The organism is Micromonospora sp. NPDC005206 (assembly GCF_040608175.1).
Taxonomy (GTDB): domain Bacteria; phylum Actinomycetota; class Actinomycetes; order Mycobacteriales; family Micromonosporaceae; genus Micromonospora.
This window is the reverse complement of sequence record NZ_JBEXHU010000003.1, coordinates 49431-74858: the sequence shown is the minus strand read 5'-3', so window position 1 is coordinate 74858 and position 25428 is coordinate 49431. Positions and strand designations below refer to the sequence as shown.

The following is a 25428-nucleotide window of genomic DNA, read 5'->3' as shown; positions in this document are numbered from 1 at the left end:
CGCCTGCGCCCCGAGGTCAGGGCCGTTGGTCCCGGTTCGGGCGGGCGTCGGGCCCGGTGAGCGGGGCCTCGGCCAGCCCTCGGACGACGATCACGGGGGCCGGGGAGTGGTAGAGCATGGACTGGGCGACCGCCCCCAGCATCCCGCGGCCCGGTTCGTCGCCCCGGGCGGCGACCAGCGCGACCTGCGCCGAGCGGGACACGTCCACCAGCACCTGTCCGGGATCGCCACGGATGACGCGGCACTGGGCCTCCACGTCCGTCCGACGGGTGGAGAACCGGGCCACGACCTCGGCCAGCTGGTCGCTGACCCTGTCGGTGTCCTCGTCGGGCTCCACCACCCGCAGCGCCAGCAGCCGGGTGCAGCGCCGGGCCGCGCACTCGAAGGCCCACTCCAGAGCGAGGGTCGAGCTGGGCGATCCGTCCACCCCGACCAGCACCGGGCCCGGCGGCGGCTGCTCCTGGCGGACCACCAGCAGCGGGCAGCCGGCCCGCGCGGCCAGCTGCACGGCGGACGTGTCGGCCGGAATGCACCTGGCGGTGCCGGCCATCCCGCTGTCGCCGACCGCGAGCAGGAAGGCTGCTTCCGATCGACGGATCAGGATCGGCAACATGCCGCCCTCGACGATCTCCCCGCGGACGGTCAGCCCCGGTTCGATCCCGTGGGCCAGTTGCGCGCCCCGCGTGATCAGATCCTCGGCGTGGTCCCGGGGCGCGGCGACGGTGTCGGCGGAGAAGGCCGCGTGCCAGTCGAAGGTGTGCAGCAGGTGCAGTGGCCGGCCGTGCGCGGAGGCCTCCTGCGCGGCCTGGTGAACGACCGGGAGGTCGCGGTCCGAGCCGAGGCCAACCAGCACCGCTGCATCGGCGGATGTAGCCATCCGACATCACCTCCCGGGCGTCGCGCCCGGCACGACCACGCTGTCCCTGACCGAGGGTAGTCGGGTGGTAACGATGGCGGGCCGGATCGGGCAGCGCCGCCGGACGTGATGGCGGCAGCTCGTCAACGATGGTTGACACGAGTGGCACCGTCAACGTATGTTGACGACATGAGTCAGGCGACGGAACTCGCGGCGGCAGCCGGCAGCACCGACCCCCGGGTCGGGCTGCGCGCCGTCCGCGCGCTGCGCCGGCTGCTCGAGCGGCTCGAGGTGGTCCAGGTGGACAACGCCCGTCGACAGGGCTGGTCCTGGCAGGAGATCGCCGACGCGCTCGAGGTCAGCCGGCAGGCGGTTCACAAGAAGCACGCCGGGCGGCCGGCGGTCAATCAATCCTGGGAGGCGTGATGTTCGAACGGTTCACCGACCGGGCGCGCACGGTCGTGCGGCGGGCGCTGGAGGAGGCGCGGGCCGAGGGCCAGCGCCCGGTCGGCACCGAGCACCTGCTGCTCGCCCTGACGGCCGACGAGGCGGGTCTGGCCAGCCGGGTGCTGGCCGACGCCGACGTACGCGCCGACGACCTGCGTGAGCGAATCCGCCGGCACACCGCCAGCGGTGGCGCCGGCCTCGGTGACGCCGACGCGGCGGCACTGCGGGAAATCGGCATCGACCTGGCCGCGATCGTGGCCCGCATCGAGCAGTCCTTCGGCCCGGACGCCCTGCGCGAGGCCGTGCCGGCGCCGCGCCGACGCTGGGGCCGCCGGCGGTACCTGGGCGGGCCCTTCTCGCCCCGCTCGAAGAAGGCGCTCGAGTTGTCGCTGCGGGAGGCGGTGCGGCTGCGGCACCACCACATCGGCACCGAACACATCCTGCTCGGGGTGCTCCGCGAGGGGCAGGGGATGGGCGCGCTGGTGCTCACCGAGGCCGGGGTCGACCTCGACGACCTGCGCCGCCGGGTGGAGAGCGCGCTACGGACGGCGGCCTGACGATGCGGTGGCCGGCGCGTTGAAACCTGTCTGTGGCACTTCCGACGCGGGCCGCTCGCGGGCTCGCTGAAGCCGCCCCGGTGCTGCACACTGGCGCCGTGGATGCTCGACAGGACAGGCGGCCCTCGGGCGGCGACGGTGGACTGCGCTCCGCCGTGGTGGTCAACCCGGTGAAGGTCGCCGATCTCGACGACCTGCGCCGCACCGTGAACGACGCCCTGGCCGCCGCCGGCTGGCCCGAGCCGCAGTGGTTCGAGACCACCGTCGACGACCCCGGCCGCGGCCAGACCGAGCAGGCCGTCAAGGCCGGCGTCGACCTGGTCTTCGCCTGCGGCGGCGACGGCACGGTGATGTCCTGCGTCAGCGCCCTGGTCGGCACCGACGTGGCGTTGGCCGTGCTGCCTCAGGGCACCGGCAACCTGCTCGCCGCCAACCTGGGTCTCTCCACCGACCTGGCCGCCGGGCTCCAGGTCGCCGTCGAGCGCGGCCGGCGGCTGCTCGACGTCGGCGCCGTCGAGGACCGGTACTTCACGGTGATGGCCGGGATGGGCTTCGACGCCCAGATGCTCGCCGCCACCTCCGAGACCACCAAGGCCCGCATCGGCTGGCCGGCATACGTGGTGGGCGCCGCGCGTCACCTGCGGGACCGGCCGATGCGGGTGCAGATCCGCATCGACGACCGGCCGCCGGTACGCCGCCGGGCCCGCTCGGTGCTGATCGCCAACGTGGGCCGGCTCCAAGGCGGCGTGCGGCTGCTCACCGAGGCCGAGCCGGACGACGGCTGGCTCGACGTCGCCGTGCTCACCCCGCGCAACCTGCGGCACTGGCTCGCGCTCGGCTGGGCGGTGGTCCGCCGCAACGGCCGGGTGCCGCAGATGGAGGTGTTCCGCGGTCGGCGCGTGGTGGTCACCAGCAACCGGGCCCAGCCCCGGGAGCTGGACGGCGATCTCATCTCCCCCAGCCGGCGGCTGCGGGCGGAAGTCCGACCCCAGGCGCTCTGGCTGTGTGTGCCCCAGCCTGAGCAGGCCCCCGACCTGGCCGTCGACGCGCGAAGCGCCGGGGAGCGAGGCGAGCAGCTGATCGAGGAAGCACGCCGTGAGTAGCACCCGGATCGTGCCGGAGACCCGGCTGATGGCCGACGAGGAGCTCTCCGCTGACGACGCCTGGCACACCCTGCGCCGCCAGGGCGGCTGGCACCTGCTGCGGGACGCCTTCATCCGGTTCCGCTACGGCGACGGGTTCAGCCACTCCCGGGCCTTCGGGCTGCAACTCTGCCTGGCCGTGGTGCCGTTCCTGATCGCCCTCACCGGTCTGATCAGCGAGCTGGGCGTCGAGGAGGGCGGCCGCATCGTCGCCGACACCGTGCTGGCGCTGACCCCCGGCCAGAGCGAGCAGATGGTGGCCGAGCTGCTCGGCGAGGGTGAACGCGTCGAGGACGCCGGTGAGCCGGCGCTCACCCTCGGTCTGCTCACCGGGCTGGTCGCACTGACCACCACGATGGCCCAGATCGAACGGGGAGCCAACCGGATCTACGGCGTGGAGCGGGACCGCCCGGCGCTGTGGAAGTACCTCCGCGCCGCCGTGCTGGCCGTCACCGCCGGCCTGCCCGCGCTCGCCGGCTTCCTGATCCTGGTGGGCGGCGGCGCGATGGGCGACTCGGTGCGGGAGCACTACGAGTGGGGCGAGGTCGCCGACGGCATCTGGACCGTGGTCCGCTTCCCGCTGAGCCTCGCGCTGACCGTGCTCGCCGTCGCGGTGCTGTTCCGGCGTGCGCCGCGCCGCAAGCAGCCTGGCCTGTCCTGGCTGTTCTTCGGCGCCGGCATCGCCACCGCGCTGCGGTGGCTCGCCAGCCTGCTGCTCGCCGCGTACGTGCGGTTCAGCGACGGCTTCGGGCAGACGTACGGCGCGCTGACCGGGATGATGGCGCTGCTGCTCTGGGCCAACCTCACCGGGATGGCGCTGTTCGGCGGGCTGGCCTTCGCCGCCCAGCTGGAGGCGCTGCGCATCGGCGTGCAGGAGCCGGCCCAACCGGACCTGTGGAAGCCCGAATCGGACCGCGCCGAGCTCTTCGACACCGGGGACATGACCGCCCTCTAGTGCCCGCCGCCGGTCGCCCGCGTGTACGGGCAGCGCCGATCGGGTAAAGCGCCCTCGCCAATGGACATGGGAGGTGCGGGGTGACGGCGCTCAAAGAGGTGGCGCGGCGTCCGATCGGGCATTTCGCCGAGCGGAGCATCGCCGGCCTGGTAGCCGTCACCGGCGCCGGGGTGGCTTTCGGGCTGCTGTTGTTGCTCGTCCGGATGCGGTGGAGCCCGTTGCAGGACGCCGACCACGCGGTCGCCGAGTGGTTCAACGGTCTCGTCGCCCCGCACCACGCGCTGGTCACCGTGCTCCAGGCGGTGACCGACCTGGGCGGCCGGCCGATCCTCATCTGGCTGGTCACCATCGCCGTGGTCGGGCTGCTGATCCGGCGGCAGCCACGGTTGGCCGTCTATCTGATCATCACCGGGGTCGGTGGCCTGATCCTCGACCCGTCCCTGAAGACGCTGGTCGGTCGGCTCCGCCCGGTCGTGGACGTGCCGATCGCCAGCGCGCCGGGCAACAGCTTCCCGAGCGGGCACGCGCTCGGCTCGTTCGTCGCGTACGGGGCGCTGCTGCTGGTGTTCCTGCCGGCGATGGCGCCCCGGTGGCGTAGGCCGGCGATCGCCGGTACGGCCGTGCTGGTGGCGCTGGTCGGGCTGACCCGGATCGCGCTGGGCGTGCACTTCGTCTCCGACGTGCTGGCCGGCTGGCTGCTCGGCGCCGCCTGGCTGGGCGTCACCGCGTACGCGTTCCGGCTGTGGCGGCGCGAGCGGGGGCGCCCGGTGCCGCCGCTGAGCGAGGGTCTGGAACCGGAGGCCGGGCACGACATCGCCCCCGCCCCGGCCGAGGAGCACGTGCTGGCCCACCCTCGCTCGGCGGTGGCCGAGCTGCTGGTCGGTTGGGTGCTGGTCTTCGGGGCGCTGTACGCCTTTGGCACGTACGTCAGCTACCACGCCAAGGGCACCTTCTTCGCCACGCTCGACACCGAGGTGCCGCGCTGGTTCGCCGATCGGCACACCGAGGTGCTGACCGAGGTGAGCTGGTGGTGGAGCAAGTTCGGCGACACGCACGCCATCCTGCTGATCTCGCTGGTGTTCTGTCCGCTGGTGCTGGCGGTGTGGCGGCGTTGGCGGCCGGTGCTGTTCGTGGCGCTGGCGATGGTCGGCGAGCTGACCCTCTTCCTCGCCTCCGCCCGGGCGGTCGACCGGCCACGCCCGCCGGTGGAGAACCTGGACGGGCAGATGCCCACCTCCTCCTTCCCGTCCGGGCACATCGCGGCGACCATCTGCGTCTGGCTGGCGATCGCCGTCATCGTGCTACCGCGTACCGACCGCTGGTGGCGCTGGATCTTCGTGGCGCTGGCGGTGATCATGCCGGTCGGGGTGGCCACGTCCCGGATGTACCGCGGGATGCACCACCCGACCGACTTCATGGGCGCGATCCTGCTCTCCGCGCTCTGGATCGGGCTGCTCTACCTGGTCATCCGCCCCAACGCCGACCTGAAGGAAGGCAATCAGCCGGCCATCGAGTCGGAGGACGTGGACACCCTCGACGACGAGCTGGCGCGGGCCGGCCGGGCCGACTGAGCGCCGCGCCGTGCTGCGCGTGATGACCTGGAACATCCGTACCGGCGGTCGGGACCGGGGCGGCCCCGACCGGCTGGACGCGGTGGTCCGGGTCGTCACGGCGCAGGCGCCGGACGTGCTGGCCCTGCAGGAGCTGCGCGGCTTCGACCGGGGCGGACTGATGGCCGAGATCGCGGGTCGGGTGGGGATGACACAGCACCTGGCCCGGTCGTGTTTCGGGCAGCCGGTGGCGGTGCTGGCCCGGCCGCCGCTTCGGGTCGTCGCCGCGGGGGCGCTGCGTCGGCCGTTCCACCACGCGGCCGCCCGCGTCGTGGTGGCCACCTCGGCCGGCCCGCTGACCGTGCTCAGCACCCACCTCCACCCGTACTCCGGGGGACGGCGTCGGATGGAGGTCGACTGGCTGGTGGCCGCGGTGCGACGCGCCCAGGGGCCGCTGACGCTGGTCACCGGTGACCTCAACTCGCTCGACCCGACCGTCGACCACACCGCGCGCCTGGCCGGGATGCCCGATCTCTACCGTCGGCGCCACCTGCAGCGGACCGGAGGCGCCGTGGACACCCGCGCTGTCGCCCGGCTGCGGGCCGCCGGCCTGGTCGACCTCTGGCTCTCGTACGCCGCCGGAGCACCGGAGGCCGACGGCCTCACCGTGCCCACCCGGTTCGGCGGGGAGGAGTTCGCGGGGATGCGGCTGGACTACCTGTTCGGCACTGCGGCGGTGGCCGAGCGGAGCCGGTGCGTCCGGGTGGTCCGCGAGGGGGACGCCGAGACCGCCTCCGACCACTACCCCGTCGTCGCCGAGCTGGACCTCGACCCGGCCTGAGCCGGGCCCGTGCGCCCCGGCCCGGGACGCACGGCGCCGGGCGGGTCAGAGGACCAGGTTGAGCAGGACGGTCAGCACGACCGAGGCCACGATCGAGAAGAGGATCATCAGGAGGCAGCCGAGGCCACCGCCGAGCGGGCGGATCTCCGTGTTGCCGAAGCGCATGGGGTTCACCTGTCCGTGAAAGCGGGGGTGGGGGCGAGCGCGACGGCCAGCGGGGTGAGGTAGCGGTGCGAGACCGCCAGGCCGTGCACCAGCACGATCGGCGGCGCCCCGGTCCCGGGATCCGTGCTGCGCCGGGTGTGTGTCCGCAGTCCGCCGACCTGCCGCCACTCGCTGGTCAGCCCGGCGGCCGGCCGGGGCGCGGCCAGCGCCAGCCGCAGTTCGGCCCGACCGAACCGCCCGGCCGGGTTAGCCTCACAGCTCGCGCAGCCGGGGCAGCAGCTGCTCCTGCGCCCAGTCGAGGAACATCGGCTGGGTCTCCCCGCCGATCTGGACGATCGCCACGTGGGTGTAGCCGGCGTCGACGAACTTCCGGAACGCCTCGACGTGCGCGTCCACGTCCGGGCCGCAGGCGATGCCGTCGGCGACGTCCTCCTCGCGGACGAACTGGGTGGCGGCGGCGAAGGAGTCCGGGCCCGGCAGTTCGGCGTTGACCTTCCAGCCCATCCCGAACCAGCGGAACTGGTCGTGCGCGATCTTGCGGCACTCGGCCTCGTCCGGGCCGTAGCAGATGGCCACCTGCCCGTAGCGCGGCTGGCCGGCGCCGCCCGCGTCGTCGTACATCTCGATGATGTGCCGGTCGGGCTCGGTGGCGACGATGCCGTTGCCGTACTCGGCGGCCAGGGTGGCGGACTGTCGGCCCGAGGCGGCGATGGCCATCGGGACCGGCTGCTCCGGGCGGTCCCAGACGTAGGCGTCGGGCACGTCGAAGTGGTTGCCGGAGAAGGTCAGCGACTCGCCGTTGAGCAGCGGTCGGATGATCTGCAGGGCCTCCTCGAACATCTCGTGCCGCTGCTGCACGTGCGGCCAGCCACCGACCACGTGCTCGTTGAGGTTCTCCCCGGCGCCGAGGCCGAGGGTGAACCGGCCGTCCGAGAGCGCTCCGATGGTGCTGGCCTTCTGCGCGACCACGGCCGGGTGGTAGCGGCGGATCGGGCAGGTCACGAAGGACATCAGCTCCGCCCGGGAGGTGGCGTGGGCGACCGCGCCCAGCACCGACCAGGCGTACGGGGAGTGGCCCTGGGCATCCAGCCAGGGATAGTAGTGATCGGAGATCACCAGCTGGTCGAAGCCGGCCGCCTCGGCCCGTACCGCGTGGTCGACCAGTTGCTTCGGACCGGCCTGCTCGCACATCAGGGTGTAGCCGACGCTGACCATTCTGGTTTCTCCTTCCCGCCGACGGATCGTCCCGGGATACCCAGCTCGGCAGCGGTCAACCCTCCCGTCCGGTTCGGACGGGAGGCGCTTGACGGATGACCGTGACCTGCCTACGGTCGGTCTTAACCGGTTAAGAGTGCCGGGTGTGGCGCACACCCTGTGGTGGGGATGACCGCCCCGTGACGGCCCGCGTTCGCGTGGGCCGTCACGGCCGTCCGCCGGCTGCGGCTCGGCCACTGAACCGGTTGCGCCGACCAATCCATCGCCCTACGCTGATGCGTGCGCCGCCGGGATCCGGGCGGCGGCTGTCGGGCTGCAGCCGCCTTCCCCTGTCACGTCCCACCCCTGTCGGGCACCGGGGGTCCTCCCTGAGGAAGGCCATGAAGACTCGACTCTCCGCCGCCGGCGCGGCCCTGCTCGCGCTGCTCGTCGCCGTGCTGGCGTTCGGCCAGCCGGCGCACGCCGCGGCCGGTTTCACCGTCGCGGGCGGCAAGCTGTACGACGCCAACGGCACCGAATTCATCATGCGCGGGGTCAACCACGCGCACACCTGGTACCCACAGCAGACCAGCTCGTTCGCCGACGTGAAGGCGCTCGGCGCGAACACCGTCCGGGTGGTGCTCTCCAGCGGCGACCGGTGGACCCGCAACACCAACGCCGACGTCGCCAACGTCATCTCGCTGTGCAAGGCCAACCGGCTGATCTGTGTGCTGGAGGTGCACGACACCACCGGCTACGGCGAGCAGAGCGGCGCGATCACCCTCGCCCGGGCCGTCGACTACTGGCTCAGTCTCGCCGACGTCCTGGCCGGCCAGGAGAAGTACGTCATCGTCAACATCGGCAACGAGCCCTACGGCAACCAGAACTACGCCTCCTGGGCCACCGACAACGCCAACGCGATCACCCGGCTACGCGCCGGCGGTCTGACCCACACGATCATGGTGGACGCGCCGAACTGGGGGCAGGACTGGTCGTTCACGATGCGCGACAACGCCGCCTCGGTCTTCGCCGCCGACCCGGCCCGCAACACCGTCTTCTCCATCCACATGTACGGCGTCTTCGACACCGCCGCGGAGATCAGCGACTACCTGGGTCGCTTCCGGGCGGCCGGCCTGCCCATCGTGGTCGGCGAGTTCGCCTTCAACCACTCCGACGGCGACCCCGACGAGGACACCATCCTCGCCTACAGCCAGGCCAACGGGATCGGCTGGCTGGGCTGGTCGTGGAGCGGCAACGGCGGCGGCGTGGAGTATCTCGACATGGCCACCGCCTGCAACCCGGCCGGCCTGACCAGTTGGGGCCAGCGGATCTTCAACGGCGCCAACGGCATCCGGCAGACCGCCCGGGAGGCCAGCGTCTTCGGCGGCACCACTCCGCCACCCACCACTCCACCGCCCACCACTCCGCCGCCGACGACCCCGCCGCCGACCACGCCCCCGCCGGCCGGTGGGTGCACGGCGACGTACACGGTCATCGGCCAGTGGCGGGGCGGCTTCCAGGGTGAGGTGCGGGTGACCGCCGGCGCGACCGCGATCACCGGCTGGAGCGCCCGGTGGACCTTCGCCAACGGCCAGAGCGTCAGCCAGTCCTGGAACACGACGCTGACCAGCAGCGGAGCCGCGGTGACCGCGCGCAACGTGGCCTACAACGGCCGGCTGGCCGCCGGCGCCAGCACCAGTTTCGGCTTCCTCGCCAGCTGGACCGGCAGCAACGCCAGGCCGGAGGTGAGCTGCACCGCGAGCTGATCGACGCGCAGGTGGCCGGGCCCGCACCGGGCCCGGCCACCGTGCTCAGCCGTGGTCGGTGCTCCCGGCCAGGTTAACGATGACGACCCCGGCGATGATCAGTGCGATGCCGGCGAGTTTGGCCAGCCCGACCGGCTCATCCAGGAAGACCGCGCCGATCGCCACGATGGTGGCGGTGCCCAGGCCGGACCAGAGGGCGTACGCGACGCCCACCGGTATCTCCTTGACGGCCTGGGCCAGCAGAATGAACGCCAGCAGATAGCCGCCGAGGCAGGCCACCGTCGGCCCGATCCGGGTGAACCCGGCGGTGGTCTTGAGCAGGCTGGTCGCCAGCACCTCGGCGGCGATGGCGATCCCCAGCAGCACGTACGCCATGCGGTCCTCAGTCCTGAGTGTTCGGTGGGTCGGTCGGTCCGGGTTCGGCGGCGAGCCGGGCCGCCCGCACCATGAGGTAGCGATGCTCGGGCAGGCTGCTCGTCCGCCCGGCGGCGGCCCGGTAGTCGGCGATCGCCCGGGCTCGGTCGCCGGCCATCTCGTGCAGGTGCGCGCGGGCGGCGGAGAGCCGGTGGTGCCCGGCCAACCGTGGGTCGTCGGCCAGCGCGTCGAGAGCGGCCAGGCCGGCTGCCGGCCCGTGCACCATGGCGGCCGCCACGGCCCGGTTGAGCGCCACCACCGGGCTGCCGGAGAGCTGTTCCAGCACCCCGTAGAGCGCCAGGATCTGCGGCCAGTCGGTCGCCTCGGTGCTCGACGCCTCGTCGTGCAGCGCGGCGATGGCGGCCTGAACCTGGTACGGGCCGACCGGCCCGCGCGGCAGCGCACGGGTGACCAGCGCGACGCCCTCGGCGATGGCCGAGGCGTCCCAGCGGGCGCGGTCCTGGTCGGCCAGCGAGATCAGCTCACCGGACGGCCCGGTCCGCGCCGGGCTGCGCGCCTCGGTGAGCAGCATCAACGCCAGCAGGCCGGTCGACTCGCTGTCGTCGGGCAGCAGCGTGTGCAGCGCGCGGGTCAGCCGGATCGCCTCCGCCGCCAGGTCGACCCGGCGCAGGTCCGGGCCGGTGGTGCTGGTGTGCCCCTCCGTGAAGATCAGATAGAGCACCTGCCGTACGGCGGCCAGCCGGTCGGCCCGCTCCGCCGGCTCCGGCATCCGGAACGGCAGCCCGGAGGAGCGGATGCGCTGCTTGGCCCGGCTGATCCGTTGCGCCATGGTCGCCTCGGGCACCAGGAACGCGCGGGCGATCTCGGCGGTGCTCAGCCCACCGACCGCCCGCAGGGTCAGCGCGACGGCCGACGCGGGCATGAGCGCCGGGTGGCAGCAGAGGAAGAGCAGGACCAGGGTGTCGTCCCGTTCGGCGGTCAACTCCTCGTCCGCCGCGGGCGCGTGCTGGCGGTCGTCCGGGTCCCGGCGGGCGACCAGGTCCTCGCGGCGGCGCCGCGCCTGCTCGCCGCGGACCAGCTCGATCATCCGGCGGTAGCCGACCTGGATCAGCCAGCCGCGCGGGTTCGCCGGCAGCCCGTCCGCCGACCACTGGGTGGCGGCGGCCAGCAGCGCCTCCTGCACCGCGTCCTCGGCGGTGGCGAAGTCACCGAACCGGCGGGCGAGCACACCGAGGACCTGCGGCGCCAGCTCGCGCAGCAGGTCCTCGACGCGGGGATCGGTGGTGGCCAGCCCTCACAGCTCCTGGGCTGGGGCGGACATGATCGGGTGCACCTCGATCGGCATGTTCAGCGGCCGGCCGCCGGGGCCGGGTGCGGTGGAGATGTACGCGGCCAGCTCCACCGCCCGCTGCGGGCTGTCGCAGTCGACGATCCAGAACCCGGCGAGGAACTCCTTCGTCTCGGCGAACGGTCCCTCGGTGACCACCGGCGCCCCGCCCTCACCGGCGCGGACGATCCGCGCCTGCTGCGGGCCGCCGAGGCCCTGCCCGTCGACCCACTCCCCGGCCGCGGTGAGCTTGCCGTTGACCTCACCCATGAACCCGATGTGCGCCTGGATCTCCTCCGGAGTCCAGGTGTCGATGCCCGGGAAGTCGGTCCCGGCGGCGCTGAACTGCATCAGCAGCATGTACTTCACGATTCGCTCCTCACGCCTGCGCACCATCTTCGGTGCTCTCACCCTGAGGTAGAAGCAGCCGGCACCGTTCTCGACACCCCGGCCAGAGATGTTCCGGGAATTTTCTCAGTCGATGGCGTCGACCTCCAGCACCAGGCTCTGCTCCGGATGCAACGCGGGCACCTGCACCCCCACCCGGGCCAGTGCCGCCCCGCTGAGGGTGACGCCGCCGGCCAGCCAGGCCGGCGCGGACCGGTCGATGGTCGCCGGGGCCGGCACGTCCGACACCGGTCGCACCCGGTACCGCCGGCCCGGGTCCAGACCGGGCAGCCGGACCGCGCCCGGGGTCTGCGCCACCGAGGTGGCCAGCCGGGCCACCGCGTACACCGCTCTGGTGCCGTCGTGGTCGACCACGCCGTGCGCCCAGACGGCCGGGTCCGGATGGTCGACCCGGACCACCCGGCCGGCGTGCAGCAGCGGACGCAGCCGCTTGTGCAGCGCGACCCAGGCGGCCAGCTCGGTCTGCTCGACGGCGCTAATCGACGCGATGTCCCACTCGATGCCGTGGTGGCCGAAGAGCGCGGTGGCTGCCCGGAAGCCGAGGTCGTGCACCCGGTGGGTGGTGTGCGAGCGTTCCGGCCCGACGTGCGTGCCGATCAGCTCCGGTGGCAGCAGCAGCCCCGTCCAGCGCTGGATGCTGAGCCGTTCCAGGGCGTCGTTGCAGTCGCTGGCCCAGACCCGGTCGGTGCGCGCCAGGATGCCCAGGTCCACCCGGGCGCCGCCGGATGCGCAGCTCTCGATCTCCACGCCGGGGTGGCGGCGGCGCAGCTCGTCGAGGAGCCGGTAGACCGCCAGGGTCTGCCCGTGCACCCCGGGGTGGCCGTGGTGCCCGGCCTCGGTGAGGTCCCGGTTGTGGTCCCACTTGAGGTAGCTGATGCCGGGGTGCTCGGTGAGCAGTTTGTCGAGCCGTTCCAGCAGGTGGTCGTACGCCTCCGGGCGACCCAGGTCGAGCACCTGCTGGTTGCGCCAGAGCGGCGGCAGCCGCCCCGGCACGGCCAGCAACCAGTCGGCGTGCGCGCGGAACAGGTCGGAGTCGGGGTTGACCATCTCCGGCTCCACCCAGAGGCCGAACTCCAGACCCCGACCGGTCACGTGGTCGATCAACGGTTGCAGGCCGTCCGGCCAGACGCCCTCGTCGACGAACCAGTCGCCGAGCCCGGCGGTGTCGTCGCGCCGGCCGCGGAACCAGCCGTCGTCGAGCACGAACCGTTCGACGCCGATCTGCGCGGCCCGGTCGGCGAGCGCCCGCAGCCGGTCCAGGTCGTGGTCGAAGTAGACGGCTTCCCAGACGTTCAGGGTGACCGGGCGGGGGGAGCGTGGGTGCCGGGGCCGGGCCCGCAGGTGGGTGTGCAGCACGTCGCTGAGCCCGTCCAGCCCGGCGTCGGACCAGACCGCGTAGAGCAGGGGAGTGGCGTACGACTCGCCGGGGCCGAGCCGGACCTCGCCGGGGGCCAGCAGCTCACCGCCGCCGAGAGTGGACTCGCCGGTGGGCCGGCGCTCGGCGAAGGTGACGTGGTCGCCGCTCCACGCGGTGTGCACCGCCCAGACCTCGCCGTGGCCGAAGCCGAACCCGGCGGTGCCGGCCACCAGCAGCAGGGTGGCGTCGTGCCCGGTGCGCCCGTGCCGGCCTTCCCGGACCCAGCTGCCCAACTGCCACGAGTGCCGCTGCGGGGACCGCTCCCGGCACCACCGGCCGGTCAGGTCGAGCAGTTCGGTGGCGACCGCCGGCACCGGCAGCACCGGGGTCAGTTCGCGCAGCTCGTACGCGTCGTCGCCGTCGTTGCGCAGCCGGTGGCGCAGCAGCAGCAACCCGGTCGGGTCCACCTCGATCTCGATGGTCAGGGACAGCTGTGCGTCCGGGTCGCTGGCCCGTACGGTCACCCGTGCCGAGCCCTCGTCGGCGGGTGGTTCGACGTCGAGGCCGTCCAGGCGGAAGGCGGTGGACCAGCCGGTGCCGCCGCGGTGCCCGGCCAGACCCGGCCGGCCGCTCCAGCCGGCGCTCGGCTCAGGCAGCAGGGAGAGCACGGTCGGCTCGTCGAAGCTGCTCGGCACCACCGGCGGTACGGTCGCGTCGACGAGCTGGCGCAGGTCGTCGTCGTCGAGGTCGCCGATGTCGCCGCCCCAGTGCGCGATCCGGGGCAGCCCCGGGCCGCGCGCGTCGAGCACCAGGCTGGTCCGCGCGCGGCGCAGGTGCAGGATTGTCATCCCTTTGAGGCTCCCAAGGTCAGGCCCCGGACGAAGTGCCGCTGGAGCATAAAGAAGATCACCAGAGTGGGGATCGCGACGAGCACGCTGCCCGCCGAGACCAGGTTGTTGTCGGTGAAGAACTCGCCGCGCAGGTTGTTCAGCGAGCTGGTCACCGGGAACTTGTCGCCGGTGCGCATGAGGACGGTGGCCCAGAAGAACTCGTTGTAGATCCAGGTCACCTCCAGGGTCGCCAGCGCGGCCAGGGCCGGCCGGCACAGCGGCATGGTGACCTGCCAGTACTGCCGCCAGATGCTCGCCCCGTCGACCATCGCCGCCTCGTACAGGTCGCGGGGCAGCGCCTTCATGTAGTTGCTGAGCACGAAGACGCAGAACCCGCACTGGAAGGCCACGTTGATCAGGATCAGACCCCAGTAGCTGTCGTAGAGCAGCTCGGAGTCGCTCATGAACTCCGGCAGTGGCACCTCGGTGAACAGCCGGAACAGTGGGATGAGCAGCGCCTGCTGGGGCAGCAGGTTGGCCGCGGTGAACACCCCGAGCAGCACGAGGTTGAGTTTCCAGCTGAACCGGGCGATGACGAACGCCACGCAGGAGGCGAGGAAGAGCGTCAGCAGCACCGCCGGCACGGTGATGTACACCGAGTTGAGGAAGTGCTTGCCGAACTCCGCGGTCCGCCAGGCGGTGACGTAGTTGTCGAGGGTCCAGCCGCCGAACGAGACGTAGCCGTTGGCGGCGGTGTACTCGTAGGAGCGCAGCGACGTGAGCACCGCCCAGGCGATCGGGAAGAGCCAGGTCAGTGCGACGGTGATGAGGAAGCCGTGCAGCAGCAGCCGGAGCGGGGTCAGCTTGCGGCGGGCCGGGGCCTCGACCCCACCCTCGGTACGCCGGGTCACGGTCGCCGTGCTCATTGCCGGTTCTCCCTCATCACGGTCGCCAGGTAGATGGTGATGAAGACCAGCGAGACGACCAGCATGATGGTGGCCAGCGCCGAGCCGAATCCGATCCGGCTCGCCTCACCCACCACGTTCTGGGTGACCAGGGCGGAGATCAGCTCCAATCCGTTGCGGCCCTTGTTGACCACCCAGACCAGGTCGAACGCGCGCAGTGACTCGATCACCGTCACCACCAGCACGATGATGTTGATCGGCCGCATCACCGGGAACACCACCCGGAAGAACGTCCTGCTCTCCGAGGCGCCGTCGACCGCCGCGGCTTCCCGCAGCGACGGGTCGACGCCCTTCAACCCGGCCAGGTAGAGCAGCATGATGTAGCCGACGTGCCGCCAGCCGGAGGCGACCATCACCGCCCAGATGTTGACGTTCGAGTCGCCGTACCAGTCGACGTTGCTGCCGAACACGGCGTTGATCAGACCCTGGTCGCGGGAGTAGAGCAGCTGCCAGACGAAGCCGATCAGCGCCAGCGAGAGCACCACTGGCAGGTAGAGTGCGGTCTGGTAGAAGCGGCTGCCGCGCAGCTCCTTGTCGAGCAGGACGGCCAGGAACATGCCGAACGGGCTGGCCACCAGGAACAGCGCCGCCAGCCAGAGCAGGTTGTGCTGGATCGCCGGCACGAACGGCGGGTAGATGTTCACCACGTCGCTGTAGTTGCGGGCGCCGACGAATTCGATCTCGTTGAGTGGGCCGATGCCGTCCCAGTTGGTGCCGGAGAGCAGCACGGTGGCCGCTGCCGGCAGCCAGACGAACCCGGTGACGAGCAGCAGCGGGACGAGCACCATCAGCGTGATGACCACGCGGTCGGTGCGGGACAGGAGCCGTAGCCGCCGGCGACGACCACCCGTGGGGGTGGTCGCGGCCGGCGAAGGCACGGCGCGATCCGCTTGGATCAGGGGCAGGTCGGACACGATGTCCTCCCCCTTCCGCCGTCAGTCGGTGAAGATCGACTTCTTCTGGTTCTCGATGCTCGAGGTGAGCCCGCCGATGTCCTTGGGGTCCTTGATGAACTGCTGGAGCGCCGGGATGATCACCGTGGAGGCGAAGTCCGGCCGGGTGTCCCGGTCGAGGAACTGGGCGATCTCGGTGGCCGACCCGACCAGCTCGGCCGCTTTCTTCTGCAGGGCGGTGTAGCCGCTGACGTCCGCGCCGGAGTTGGCGACCAGGGTGGCCGGGTCGTTCTTGACCGTGATGTCCGCGGCCGCCTTGCCGCCGAAGTACTCCAGCAGCTTCCGGGCGTTGTCCTCGTTCTTGGGCTTGCGGGCCATCATGTAACCGTCGATCGGGGCGTCCAGGGCCTTGGCGCCGATCGCCGGGTCGATCTCCGGGAACGTGAAGAAGTCGAGGTCGTTCTGCTCCTCGTTGCTGAACTGCTGGCCGACGAAGAGACCGAGCAGGTACATGCCGCTCTTCTTCTGCTGCAACGACTGCGCCGCCTCCTGCCAGGTGCGGCCGAGGCTGTCCGGCTGGTGCAGGGGGAGCAGGCCGGCCCAGGTGTCGAAGACCTTCTTGACCTTGTCGGAGGTCCAGGCCTCCTTGCCGGCCATCAGGTCGACGTGGAACTGGTAGCCGTTGATCCGCAGGTTGAGGATGTCGAAGGTGCCCATCGCCGGCCAGCCGTCCTTGTCGGCGAAGGCGATCGGGGTCAAGCCGTCCTTCTTCATCTGAGCGGCGAGGGTGGTCAGGTCGTCGAGGGTCTTCGGCGTCTGGTAGCCGTGCTGCTGCCAGACCGACTTGCGGTAGAAGACCGCCCACGGGTAGTACGACGCCGGAACGAAGTACTGCTTGCCATCGTCCCCGGTGGACGCCTTCTTGAAGGCGTCGGAATAGCCGGAGAGCTTGCCCCACACGTCGCTGATGTCGCTGGCCAGGCCCTTCTGGGCGAAGAAGCGCATCCGGTAGCCGGCGAACCAGGTGAACACGTCGTCCGGCTTGCCCTGCAGGTAGTTGTTGATGTTCTCCTGGAACGTGTTGTGGTCGACCGTGTTCACCGCGACCTGGACGCCGGACGAGGTCTTGAAACCGTCCGTGACCTTGGCGAGGACGTCCTTCGGCTTCGGGTCGGACTGGTTCGAGCCGAGGGACACCTCCTTCGACTCGGACCCGCCGGAGTCGTCGCCGCAGCCGGCGAGCAGGCCGGTGCCGAGCAGCGCGCCCGTGCCGGCCGCGCCGGCCAGCAGCGAGCGTCGGTTGATGCCGGCTACGGAGGGCGGTACGAGCCGAGCCAGGTACTCGGCTTGGGATCGGGGACGGGACATCTGTGCCTCCTGCGGATGAAGAGGTGCTACGCCCAAGGGCCGTCGGGGGTGGTGAAGGCAGGTTCAGCGCCGTGAATGCACATTCGGATCCCACGAGAATCCACAATGGCGAACACGAACGGCCATTGGGGCCTCAAGCTACCCGTCCGCCGGGCGCTGTCAAGAGGGCAATTCGCCTCCCGGAACCCAGTCGTGACACGGCCGTTACGTGGTAAACGTTGGAAAAGAAGTCGATGTTGGAACCTGTTGACTTTCGTGGGCTGCCGGGTGCAACCTCAGCTTTCATGCGGCGATGGCAGGGCAACGGCATCTATTTCGGCGGCGACTACAACCCCGAGCAGTGGCCTGAGCAGACCTGGTCGGAGGACGTCGAGCTGATGCGTCGGGCCGGGGTCAACCTGGTCTCCGTCGGCATCTTCTCCTGGGCCCTGCTGGAGCCCACCCCGGGCCGGTTCGAGTTCGGCTGGCTGGATCGGGTGCTGACCCTGCTGCACGACGGCGGCATCCAGGTCGACCTGGCCACCGCCACCGCCAGCCCGCCTCCGTGGCTGGCCCGCGCACACCCGGAGACGCTGCCCCGCCGGGCCGACGGCGCGATCCTCTGGCCGGGCGGGCGGCAGGCGTACTGCCCCAGCTCCCCGGTGTTCCGGGAGCGGTCGCTGGAGCTGGTACGCGCGGTCGCCGGTCGGTACGCCGAGCACCCGGCGGTGGTGATGTGGCACGTCTCCAACGAGCTGGGCTGCCACAACGTGCACTGCTACTGCGACGTCAGCGCCGAGGCGTTCCGCGACTGGCTGCGCGAGCGGTACGGCGACCTGGACCGGCTCAACGACGCCTGGGGCACCGCGTTCTGGAGCCAGCGCTACGGCGACTGGGCCGAGATCAACCCGCCGCGCACCGCGCCGACCTTCGCCAACCCCACGCAGCAGCTGGATTTCCTGCGCTTCTCCTCCGACGAGCAGCGGGCCCAGCTGCGCGCCGAACGCGAGCTGTTGAAGACGCTGGTCCGCCAGCCGGTGACCACCAACTTCATGATCGGCACCGGCATCAAGCACATGGACTACCACTCCTGGGCCGACGACGTGGACCTGGTCTCCAACGACCACTACCTGACCGCCGCCGACCCGCAGGCGCACCTCGGGCTGGCCCTCTCCGCCGACCACACCCGCGGCGTCGCGGGCGGTGATCCGTGGCTGCTGATGGAGCACTCCACCAGCGCGGTGAACTGGCAGCCGCGCAACGTGGCGAAGCTGCCGGGGGAGATGCGCCGCAACAGCCTGGCGCACGTCGCCCGGGGCGCCGACGGGGTGCTGTTCTTCCAGTGGCGGGCCGCCCGGGCCGGCGCCGAGAAGTTCCACTCCGCGCTGGTGCCGCACGCCGGGCCGGACACCAAGGTGTTCCGCGAGGTCTGCCAGCTGGGCGCGGACCTCAGGGCGCTGGCCGAGGTACGCGGCAGCCGGGTGGACGCCGAGGTGGCGATCCTGTTCGACTGGGAGGCGTGCTGGGGCGTCGAGCTGGACTCGCACCCCAGCGTGGACGTCCGCTACGCCGACCGGTTGACCGCCCTGTACGGCGCGCTGTGGCGGGCCGGCGTGACCGCCGACATCGTCCACCCGTCCGCCGGCCTCAGCGGCTACCGGCTGGTCCTGGCACCCACCCTCTACCTGGTCCGCGATGCCGACGCCGACGCGCTGAGCCGGTTCGTCGAGGCCGGCGGCACCGTGGCGATCACCTACTTCAGCGGCATCGTGGACGAGAATGACCACATCCGGCTGGGCGGCTACCCGGGCGCGTTCCGGGAGCTGCTCGGCGTACGGACCGAGGAGTTCTTCCCGTTGCGCGAGGGCGAGCAGGTGCGGCTGGACGACGGCAGCACGGCCGACGTGTGGACCGAGTGGCTGCACCCGGAGGGCGCCGAGGTGCTCGCCTCGTACACCGATGGGCCGTTGCCGGGCGTGCCGGCGCTGACCCGGCGCCCGGTCGGCGCGGGCGCCGCCTGGTACGTCGGCACCCGGCTGGACGAGCCGGCCACCGATCGGCTGGTCGCCCGGCTGCTCGACGAGGCCGGCGTCCGCCCGGCGGCGCCGGCGCCGACCGGGGTGGAGGTGGTCCGGCGCCGCGACGGTGAGCGAAGCTGGCTGTTCGCGATCAACCACACCGGGAGCGAGGTACGGCTCGCGGTGACCGGCACCGAGTTGTTGACCGGAGCACGGTGCGCCGGTGAGCTGACAGTGCCGGCCGGCGAGGTGGCCGTGGTCCGGGAGGATCGGGCTGACGGACCGGCCTGACCCGGTGACAGTCACGGCGCGAAGGAGGTTCCCCAGGTGCTCGCCCAGCAGCGGCAGACCGCCATCCTCGATCTGATCCGCCAGCGTGGCGGCGTACGGGTGAGTCAGCTCGTCAGCCGGTTCGGCGTGTCCGACATGACGATCCGTCGCGACCTGGAGGTGCTGGCCGAACGCGGGCTGGTGGACAAGGTGCACGGCGGCGCGACGCTGGCCGGGCCGGGCTCCGCCGAGGAGCCCGGCTTCGCCGCGAAGTCGATCCGCCAGCAGGCGGAGAAGCGGGCCATCGCCGAGCGGGCGGCGACCATGGTGGAGCCGGGGATGGCCATCGCGCTCTCCGCCGGCACCACCACCGCCGCGCTGGCCACGCTGCTCTCCGACGTGCGGGGGCTGACCGTGGTGACCAACTCGATCCCGGTGGCCGACGCGCTCTACCAGAATCCGCGCGCGGATCAGACGGTGGTGCTCACCGGCGGCATCCGTACCCCGTCGGACGCGCTGACCGGGCCGGTGGCCGAGGCGGCGATCAGCGCGCTCAACGTCGACCTGCTCTTCCTCGGCGTGCACGGGCTCAGCCCGCGGACCGGCTTCACCACGCCCAACCTGCTGGAGGCCGGGGTCAACCGGTGTCTGATCGGCGCGGCCCGACGGCTGGTGGTGCTCGCCGACCACACCAAGTGGGAGACCATCGGCATCGCCACCATCGCCCCCTTGGAAGCGGCCGACGTGTTGATCACCGACGTCGGGCTGCCGGCGGAGGCGCGTACCGCGATCGGCGAGCAGGTCGGCGAGCTGGTCGTCGTCCAGGCCAGCTGACGGCCCGCAGCTCCCAGCCGGTTGGTCCGCTGCCCGGGTCGTCGGGCAAAATGGGTGGCGACGCGACTGGCGGCACCTGGGATGGCAGAACCATCGGGGAGCTCATCGCGGGGGTCGACCGCCTGGGCTTCCGCGCCGAGGAGAGCCATGCCGTCAACCGATGAGCAGACCACCCCGCACACTGCCACTATGCTGCCGGGTCAGCCGGTGGCCGACGCGGTCCTCGCCGATGTTGCCGAGCGGGTGGCCGTGCTCCGCGCCGCTGGCGTCGTCCCGGCCCTGGCCACCGTTCTGGTCGGCGACGACGATGCCAGTGCCGGCTACATCGGCATCAAGCAGCGCCAGGCCGCCCAGTTGGGCTTCGCCTCGCCGCACCGCCACCTGCCCGCCGACGCCACGCAGGAACAACTCCACGAGGTGATCGCCGCCTTCAACGCCGATCCCGCCGTGCACGGGATCCTCGTCCAGTACCCGGTCCCCGACCACCTGGACTACGACGCGGCGTTGCAGAGGATCGACCCGGACAAGGACGTCGACGGCATGCATCCGCTGAACCTCGGTCGGCTCGCGCTCGGGCTGCCGGGGCCGGTGCCCTGCACGCCAGCCGGCATCGAGGCGTTGCTGGCCCACCATGGCATTCCGGTCTCCGGGCGCGAGGTGGTCATCCTCGGTCGCGGTGCCACGCTCGGGCGGCCACTCGCCACCCTCCTCGCCCAGAAGCGCCCCACCGCCAACGCGGCCGTCACCGTCGTGCACACCGGCGTCGCGGACTGGCCCCGATACACCCGCCGGGCCGACATCCTGATCGCCGCCGCTGGCGTACCCGGCATCATCCAGCCCGAGCACGTCAAAACGGGGGCCGTCGTCATCGGCGGCGGCGTGCGGTACGCGGGTCGGCGGCTGCTGCCGGACGTCGACGAGGCGTGCGCCGAGGTCGCCGGGGCGATCACCCCCCGAGTGGGCGGGGTGGGCCCCACCACGGTGGCCATGCTCTTCCGCAACGCCGTGGCCGCCGCCGAGCGTCAGGTCGGCTAGGGAGCATCGGTGGGCAGGCAGGGCCCGCGGTGGTCGGCCGGGCGCGCGCACCGCCGGCGACCGGGCATGATCCGGTCGCAGAACACCCAATGTCGTACGTGCTGCGCGTCCTCGGCCGAGACGGTGGCGCCGGTGACGTCGACCTGCGGCGTCGAGGCCAACGACCGGGCGATCGTACGGGCCAGGTCCAGCGCCCCGGCCAGGTCGGCGACCGTCACCGGCAGGTGGATCACGTGCCGGGGCGGCGGCTCCGCCGGTTCGGTGTACGCCTCCACGGCGAATCGCGGCAGCGGCGTGAAGAGCCCGCTGTACTGGTGTTCCCATCCCGGGCTCACCGCTGACGCCGCTCGGACCAGGCGCCCTGCCAGTCGCACAGCGCCCGCTTCACGCGGGCGTTCTCCCCGCTGAGCCGAGCCAGCCTCGTCGGCGGCGTCAAGAGCGGCACGTTCGGGCGCGCAACCCACTGATTCCGGTTGCACCCTTCCAGGCGGTGGCGTCAGTTGATCGACTCGGTATCGCGGATGTCGGGGTGTCCCGCGACCGGGATACCCCGATTTCGCTGATGTCGAGTTGATCAGCAAGGGGGAAGGGGCGGAGGTTTCAGGTTTTCCGGGCGAGACGGTGCTCGATGAGGACCTGGACACCGTCGAGGATCCGTTGCAGGCCGAACTGGTACAGCCAGTCCCGGTCGGCCTCGGGGTCGTCGGTCGACGCGAAGCCACCGCCGCTGAACGCGGCCATCAGCGCGGGGAACCGGGCCGGATCGATGATCCGGGTGAAGAGCGTCTCGTAAGGGTCGGCGTCGGCGATCGCGGTGGGCGCACCGGCCGCGTGGAACGTCAGGTCGGCGAAGCTGTGCGCCTGGATGAGCAGGATGGCCGACACCTTCTCGTTCTCGTCGAGCGGAGTCGGGCCCAGGGCGCGCAGGCCGTACTCGAACCAGCTGAGCTGGTGCGGGGTGGCGGGCGGGCCGAACATCGACAGCGTCTGCAGGATCCACGGGTGGCGGCGGAGCTTGCGGACCGCGGCCCACGACCAGCGGTCCAGGTCCGACCGCCAGCCCTGGCCGGTCACCAGGTCCGCGGGTGGGGGGCCGACGGCGGCGTCCTGCATGTGCAGGATCAGCTCTTCCTTCTTCGCGACGTGCCGGTAGAGCGACATCGTGGTGAACCCGAGGCTCTTGGCGACCCGGCTCATCGACACGGCGCCGAGGCCGTCGGTGTCGGCGACCTCGATCGCGGCGCCGACGATGCGCGCCAGCGACAGCCCCTCCCGTGCCTCGGGGGCGGGCTTGGCCGTCCAGACCGCCTCGAGCGGTGACATCGCGCGTTCCATGAGGGGTTGATCCTATACCCGGTGTATGGCATACACTGAGTTTATGGCATACACAGTTGAACTTGAATCAGTCACGAAACGGTTCGGCGGTGTCGCCGTACTCGATGGGGTCGACCTGCGGGTCGAACGCGGCAACGTCGCGGCACTGCTGGGGCCGAACGGGGCCGGCAAGACGACGGCGGTGAAGGTGCTCTCCACGCTGCTGCGTCCGGACGGCGGCCGGGCGGTGGTGGCCGGGCACGACGTCGTGTCCGCGCCGGCGGCGGTACGCCGATCGATCAGCCTCACCGGCCAGTACGCGGCGGTCGACGAGATGCTGACCGGCCGGGAGAACCTGGTCCTCATGGGCCGGCTGCGTCACCTGACCAGGGCAGCGGCGCGGGCCCGAGCCGACGAGCTGCTTGACCGCTTCGAGTTGACCTCGGCCGGCGGGCGGCGGGTGTCGACCTACTCCGGCGGAATGGCCCGCCGGCTGGACATCGCGCTGAGTCTCGTGGTCGAGCCCCGGGTCCTGTTCCTCGACGAGCCGACCACCGGGCTGGACCCGCGCAGCCGCCGCGACGTCTGGGGCTCGATCGCGGAACTGGCAGCCGCCGGAGTCACCGTCCTGCTCACCACCCAGTACCTGGAGGAGGCGGACCGGCTGGCGGACCGGATCACCGTGCTGCACGGCGGCCGGGTCGCCGCCGAGGGGACCGCCGAGCAGCTCAAGGCCCGGGTCGGCGGCGAAACCGCGCAACTTGTCCTGCCCGACGCCTACGCGCTCGCCCGCGCCGTGGCGGTGCTCGCCGCGAACGCGGTACCCGCCCGGGAGGACGCCGAGACGCTATCCCTGCACGTGCCCACCGACGGCAGCGCGGCCGCGATACGAGACCTGCTCGGTCTGCTCCACGCCCAGGGCATCGAGGTGGACCGGCTCGCACTGCACCGCCCCAGCCTCGACGAGGTGTTCCTCGCGCTGACCGAGCAGCCGCTGACCGAGCAGCCGCTGACCGAGCAGCCGCTGACCCAGCAGGCGGCCGGGCAGTCGCCGACCGAGCGGGCGTCGGCCGTGGCGGTGACCCGATGACCACGCCTCAGCTGACCCGGATGCCCGGCGTGCTCGTGGACGTGAGCGCGCTGGTCGGTCGCGGTCTGCGACGATCGGTACGCAGCGTCGACGCGTTGATCACCGCGATCCTGCTGCCGGTGCTGATCCTGCTGGCGTTCGTCTACGTCTTCGGTGGCGCGATCGAGACGGGCACCCGGTACCTGACCTATGTCGTGCCGGGGATCGTGCTGATCTGCGCGGCCTTCGGCTCGGCCTCCACGGGCGTGGGGGTGAACCAGGACATGACCACCGGGATGATCGCCCGCCTCCGTTCGTTGCCGGTCCTCGGCTCGGCGGTGCTGATCGGGCACATCGTGGCCAGCGTGGCGCGCAACCTGGTCTCGACCGCCGTCGTGGTCGCGGTGTCGCTCCTCCTCGGCTTCCGGCCGACGGCCTCGGTGCTCGACTGGGTGGCCCTGCTCGGGCTGCTGGCTCTGTTCATGTGCGGGATATCGGCGCTGTCGGCCGCGTTCGGCCTGCTGGTGACGAACGCGGAGGCGGCGGGAGCGTTCTCCTTCGTGGTGCTGTTCCTGCCGTACGTGAGCAGCGCGTTCGTGCCGCCGGAGACGATGCCGGACTTCCTCCAGGGATTCGCCCGCAACCAGCCGATGACGCCACTGGTCGAGACGGTCCGTGGGCTGCTGGTGGGCGGCCCCGTCGCCGAGTCGGCCCCGGCCGCGCTCGCCTGGGCCATCGGGTTCCTGGTGGTGGGCGTGGCCGCGTCCGGCGTGCTGTTCCGGCGCCGAGCGAGCCGCTGACACGACACAACACGCCGACATGGCGACACGGAGTGCCCACCGCCAGCACTTCACAGCCATCTCACAGGGCCTCCCGATAGGGTGCCCACGAGTCAACGTCCGACTCCATGGTGGAGCGGTCGGCTGTCGCACAGGAGTTCCGATGGTCTTCAAGAAGATGTTGAGCGCGTTCGGTGTCGGCGGTCCCAGCGTGGACACCGTGCTGACCAACCCCAACACCCGGCCTGGCCTGACCCTCGACGGGCAGGTCAACCTCGTCGGCGGTGACAGCCCGGCGGCCATCGAGCAGGTGGTGATCGGCCTGGTCACCCGGGTCGAGGTCGAGGGACACGACACCGAGTACGCGGGCACCATGGAGTTTCACCGCATGGCCGTCAGCGGCCCACTCCAGCTCGCGCCGAAGCAGCAGCTCTCGCTGCCGTTCCAGCTGCCGGTGCCGTGGGAAACCCCGATCACCGACGTGTACGGCCAGCGCCTGCACGGCATGACCATGGGCCTGCGCACCGAGCTGGCCGTGGCCCGCGCCGTGGACAAGAGCGACCTGGACCAGGTGGCGGTGCACCCGCTGCCGGTGCACGAGCGGATCCTGGAGGCGTTCCAGCGGCTCGGCTTCCAGTTCAAGCACGCCGACCTGGAGCGCGGTCACATCCGGGGCGTCCAGCAGACGCTGCCGTTCTACCAGGAGATCGAGTTCTTCGCGTCGCCGCAGTACGCCAGCACGATCCGGGAGGTCGAGCTGACCTTCGTGACCAGCCAGCGCGGGGTGGACGTGATCCTGGAGTGCGACAAGCGTGGCGGCTTCCTCAGCGCCGGGCACGACGCGTTCGGCCGGTACCAGGTGTCGCACGCCGACGTCGACCGGGTCGACTGGGCGCAGGTGGTCGACGGCTGGCTGCGCGAGACCACCTCCCGCTACGGCAGTCTGCGCTCCCAGGGCTTCGGGCCGGGTCACGGGCACGGGCACGGGCACGGCCGGGGGCACGGGATGGGCGGAATGGTGGCCGGCGCGGCGCTCGGCGTGGCCGGCGGCATGATCGCCGGCGAGATGATCGAGGACGCCTTCGAGGGTGACTTCGGCGGCGACTTCGGCGAGTAGTCGTCCAGACGCGACAG

Annotated in this window: 23 protein-coding genes and 2 pseudogenes; 14 read left to right on the top strand and 11 right to left on the bottom strand. The window is 71.7% G+C overall.

Going from position 1 to position 25428, the window contains the following annotated elements:
• Window positions 1-16: 16 nt before the first annotated feature.
• Window positions 17-877 carry a universal stress protein gene (locus ABZU69_RS04490; RefSeq protein ID WP_354963020.1) on the bottom strand — a complete coding sequence of 287 codons (861 nt, stop codon included), beginning with the start codon at window positions 875-877 and terminating at the stop codon, window positions 17-19.
• 168 nt (window positions 878-1045) lie between these two features.
• Here ABZU69_RS04490 and ABZU69_RS04485 point away from each other — a divergent pair, with 168 nt between their 5' ends.
• The 7 genes and pseudogenes from ABZU69_RS04485 (at window position 1046) to ABZU69_RS04455 (ending at window position 6348) form a co-directional block, all read left to right on the top strand.
• Window positions 1046-1282, top strand: a complete 237-nt coding sequence (locus ABZU69_RS04485) for an HTH domain-containing protein (protein ID WP_074318164.1) — start codon at window positions 1046-1048, stop codon at window positions 1280-1282.
• Window positions 1282-1464 (top strand): annotated as a pseudogene (locus tag ABZU69_RS04480) (Clp protease N-terminal domain-containing protein); the annotation flags it as partial. The gene ABZU69_RS04485 and the pseudogene ABZU69_RS04480, both read left to right, overlap by 1 nt.
• A 189-nt stretch (window positions 1465-1653) precedes the next feature.
• Window positions 1654-1833: pseudogene (locus tag ABZU69_RS04475) on the top strand (Clp protease N-terminal domain-containing protein); the annotation flags it as partial.
• A 125-nt stretch (window positions 1834-1958) separates the two neighbouring features.
• Complete coding sequence (locus ABZU69_RS04470; RefSeq protein ID WP_354963019.1) at window positions 1959-2963, top strand: diacylglycerol kinase family protein; 1005 nt, start codon at window positions 1959-1961, stop codon at window positions 2961-2963.
• Entirely contained in the window at window positions 2956-3957 is a 1002-nt protein-coding gene (locus ABZU69_RS04465; RefSeq protein ID WP_354963018.1) for a YihY/virulence factor BrkB family protein, read from the top strand. Before ABZU69_RS04470 ends, ABZU69_RS04465 begins: the two co-directional genes overlap by 8 nt.
• Before the next feature lie 80 nt (window positions 3958-4037).
• Window positions 4038-5528, top strand: a complete 1491-nt coding sequence (locus ABZU69_RS04460) for a phosphatase PAP2 family protein (protein WP_354963017.1) — start codon at window positions 4038-4040, stop codon at window positions 5526-5528.
• A gap of 10 nt (window positions 5529-5538) precedes the next feature.
• Window positions 5539-6348: an endonuclease/exonuclease/phosphatase family protein gene (locus tag ABZU69_RS04455; protein WP_354963016.1), complete on the top strand. Its 810-nt coding sequence runs from the start codon at window positions 5539-5541 to the stop codon at window positions 6346-6348.
• 417 nt (window positions 6349-6765) lie between these two features.
• Here ABZU69_RS04455 and ABZU69_RS04450 read toward each other — a convergent pair whose 3' ends face one another.
• Complete coding sequence (locus tag ABZU69_RS04450; protein WP_354963015.1) at window positions 6766-7728, bottom strand: TIGR03557 family F420-dependent LLM class oxidoreductase; 963 nt, start codon at window positions 7726-7728, stop codon at window positions 6766-6768.
• A 380-nt stretch (window positions 7729-8108) separates the two neighbouring features.
• Between ABZU69_RS04450 and ABZU69_RS04445 the strand changes: the two genes are divergently transcribed.
• The gene (locus ABZU69_RS04445; protein WP_354963014.1) at window positions 8109-9473 is read left to right on the top strand and encodes a cellulase family glycosylhydrolase; all 1365 of its coding nucleotides are present in this window, start codon (window positions 8109-8111) and stop codon (window positions 9471-9473) included.
• Window positions 9474-9518: 45 nt separating this feature from the next.
• Here the strand turns inward: ABZU69_RS04445 and ABZU69_RS04440 are convergent, their stop codons facing one another.
• The 7 genes from ABZU69_RS04440 to ABZU69_RS04410 all read right to left on the bottom strand — a co-directional run bounded on the left by ABZU69_RS04440 (window position 9519) and on the right by ABZU69_RS04410 (window position 16996).
• On the bottom strand, window positions 9519-9848 hold the full coding sequence (locus ABZU69_RS04440; protein WP_354963013.1) for a multidrug efflux SMR transporter: 330 nt from the start codon (window positions 9846-9848) through the stop codon (window positions 9519-9521).
• A gap of 7 nt (window positions 9849-9855) precedes the next feature.
• The gene (locus ABZU69_RS04435; protein WP_354963304.1) at window positions 9856-11139 is read right to left on the bottom strand and encodes a sigma-70 family RNA polymerase sigma factor; all 1284 of its coding nucleotides are present in this window, start codon (window positions 11137-11139) and stop codon (window positions 9856-9858) included.
• Window positions 11140-11142: 3 nt separating this feature from the next.
• Window positions 11143-11535: a YciI family protein gene (locus ABZU69_RS04430; protein ID WP_354963303.1), complete on the bottom strand. Its 393-nt coding sequence runs from the start codon at window positions 11533-11535 to the stop codon at window positions 11143-11145.
• Window positions 11536-11649: 114 nt separating this feature from the next.
• Window positions 11650-13788, bottom strand: a complete 2139-nt coding sequence (locus ABZU69_RS04425; RefSeq protein ID WP_354963012.1) for an alpha-galactosidase — start codon at window positions 13786-13788, stop codon at window positions 11650-11652.
• The gene (locus ABZU69_RS04420) at window positions 13785-14696 is read right to left on the bottom strand and encodes a carbohydrate ABC transporter permease (RefSeq protein WP_354963011.1); all 912 of its coding nucleotides are present in this window, start codon (window positions 14694-14696) and stop codon (window positions 13785-13787) included. The genes ABZU69_RS04425 and ABZU69_RS04420 overlap by 4 nt, the downstream gene beginning before the upstream one ends.
• Window positions 14693-15649 carry a sugar ABC transporter permease gene (locus ABZU69_RS04415; protein WP_354963010.1) on the bottom strand — a complete coding sequence of 319 codons (957 nt, stop codon included), beginning with the start codon at window positions 15647-15649 and terminating at the stop codon, window positions 14693-14695. The genes ABZU69_RS04420 and ABZU69_RS04415 overlap by 4 nt, the downstream gene beginning before the upstream one ends.
• A gap of 21 nt (window positions 15650-15670) precedes the next feature.
• The gene (locus tag ABZU69_RS04410) at window positions 15671-16996 is read right to left on the bottom strand and encodes an ABC transporter substrate-binding protein (protein WP_354963009.1); all 1326 of its coding nucleotides are present in this window, start codon (window positions 16994-16996) and stop codon (window positions 15671-15673) included.
• A gap of 284 nt (window positions 16997-17280) precedes the next feature.
• On the opposite strand from ABZU69_RS04410, the gene ABZU69_RS04405 reads away from it, so the two are divergent.
• From ABZU69_RS04405 to ABZU69_RS04395, 3 genes are all read left to right on the top strand, one after another.
• Window positions 17281-19284 (top strand): beta-galactosidase, encoded by a 2004-nt coding sequence (locus ABZU69_RS04405; protein WP_354963008.1) that lies wholly within the window; start codon window positions 17281-17283, stop codon window positions 19282-19284.
• A gap of 36 nt (window positions 19285-19320) precedes the next feature.
• Window positions 19321-20097 (top strand): DeoR/GlpR family DNA-binding transcription regulator, encoded by a 777-nt coding sequence (locus ABZU69_RS04400; RefSeq protein ID WP_354963007.1) that lies wholly within the window; start codon window positions 19321-19323, stop codon window positions 20095-20097.
• Between the two features lie 189 nt (window positions 20098-20286).
• On the top strand, window positions 20287-21132 hold the full coding sequence (locus ABZU69_RS04395) for a tetrahydrofolate dehydrogenase/cyclohydrolase catalytic domain-containing protein (RefSeq protein ID WP_354963006.1): 846 nt from the start codon (window positions 20287-20289) through the stop codon (window positions 21130-21132).
• On the opposite strand, the gene ABZU69_RS04390 is transcribed toward ABZU69_RS04395, so the two are convergent.
• Together ABZU69_RS04390 and ABZU69_RS04385 are read right to left on the bottom strand one after the other, a co-directional pair.
• On the bottom strand, window positions 21129-21365 hold the full coding sequence (locus ABZU69_RS04390) for a hypothetical protein (RefSeq protein WP_354963302.1): 237 nt from the start codon (window positions 21363-21365) through the stop codon (window positions 21129-21131). The genes ABZU69_RS04395 and ABZU69_RS04390 overlap by 4 nt on opposite strands.
• Before the next feature lie 367 nt (window positions 21366-21732).
• Window positions 21733-22455: a TetR/AcrR family transcriptional regulator gene (locus tag ABZU69_RS04385; protein WP_354963005.1), complete on the bottom strand. Its 723-nt coding sequence runs from the start codon at window positions 22453-22455 to the stop codon at window positions 21733-21735.
• Window positions 22456-22510: 55 nt separating this feature from the next.
• On the opposite strand from ABZU69_RS04385, the gene ABZU69_RS04380 reads away from it, so the two are divergent.
• From ABZU69_RS04380 to ABZU69_RS04370, 3 genes are all read left to right on the top strand, one after another.
• Window positions 22511-23536, top strand: coding sequence for an ATP-binding cassette domain-containing protein (locus ABZU69_RS04380; RefSeq protein ID WP_354963004.1), 1026 nt, complete (start codon window positions 22511-22513; stop codon window positions 23534-23536).
• On the top strand, window positions 23533-24315 hold the full coding sequence (locus tag ABZU69_RS04375) for an ABC transporter permease (RefSeq protein WP_354963003.1): 783 nt from the start codon (window positions 23533-23535) through the stop codon (window positions 24313-24315). Before ABZU69_RS04380 ends, ABZU69_RS04375 begins: the two co-directional genes overlap by 4 nt.
• Window positions 24316-24457: 142 nt before the next feature.
• A complete protein-coding gene (locus ABZU69_RS04370) occupies window positions 24458-25411 on the top strand; it encodes a sporulation protein (protein WP_354963002.1) in 954 nt (317 codons plus the stop codon).
• Window positions 25412-25428: the final 17 nt, after the last annotated feature.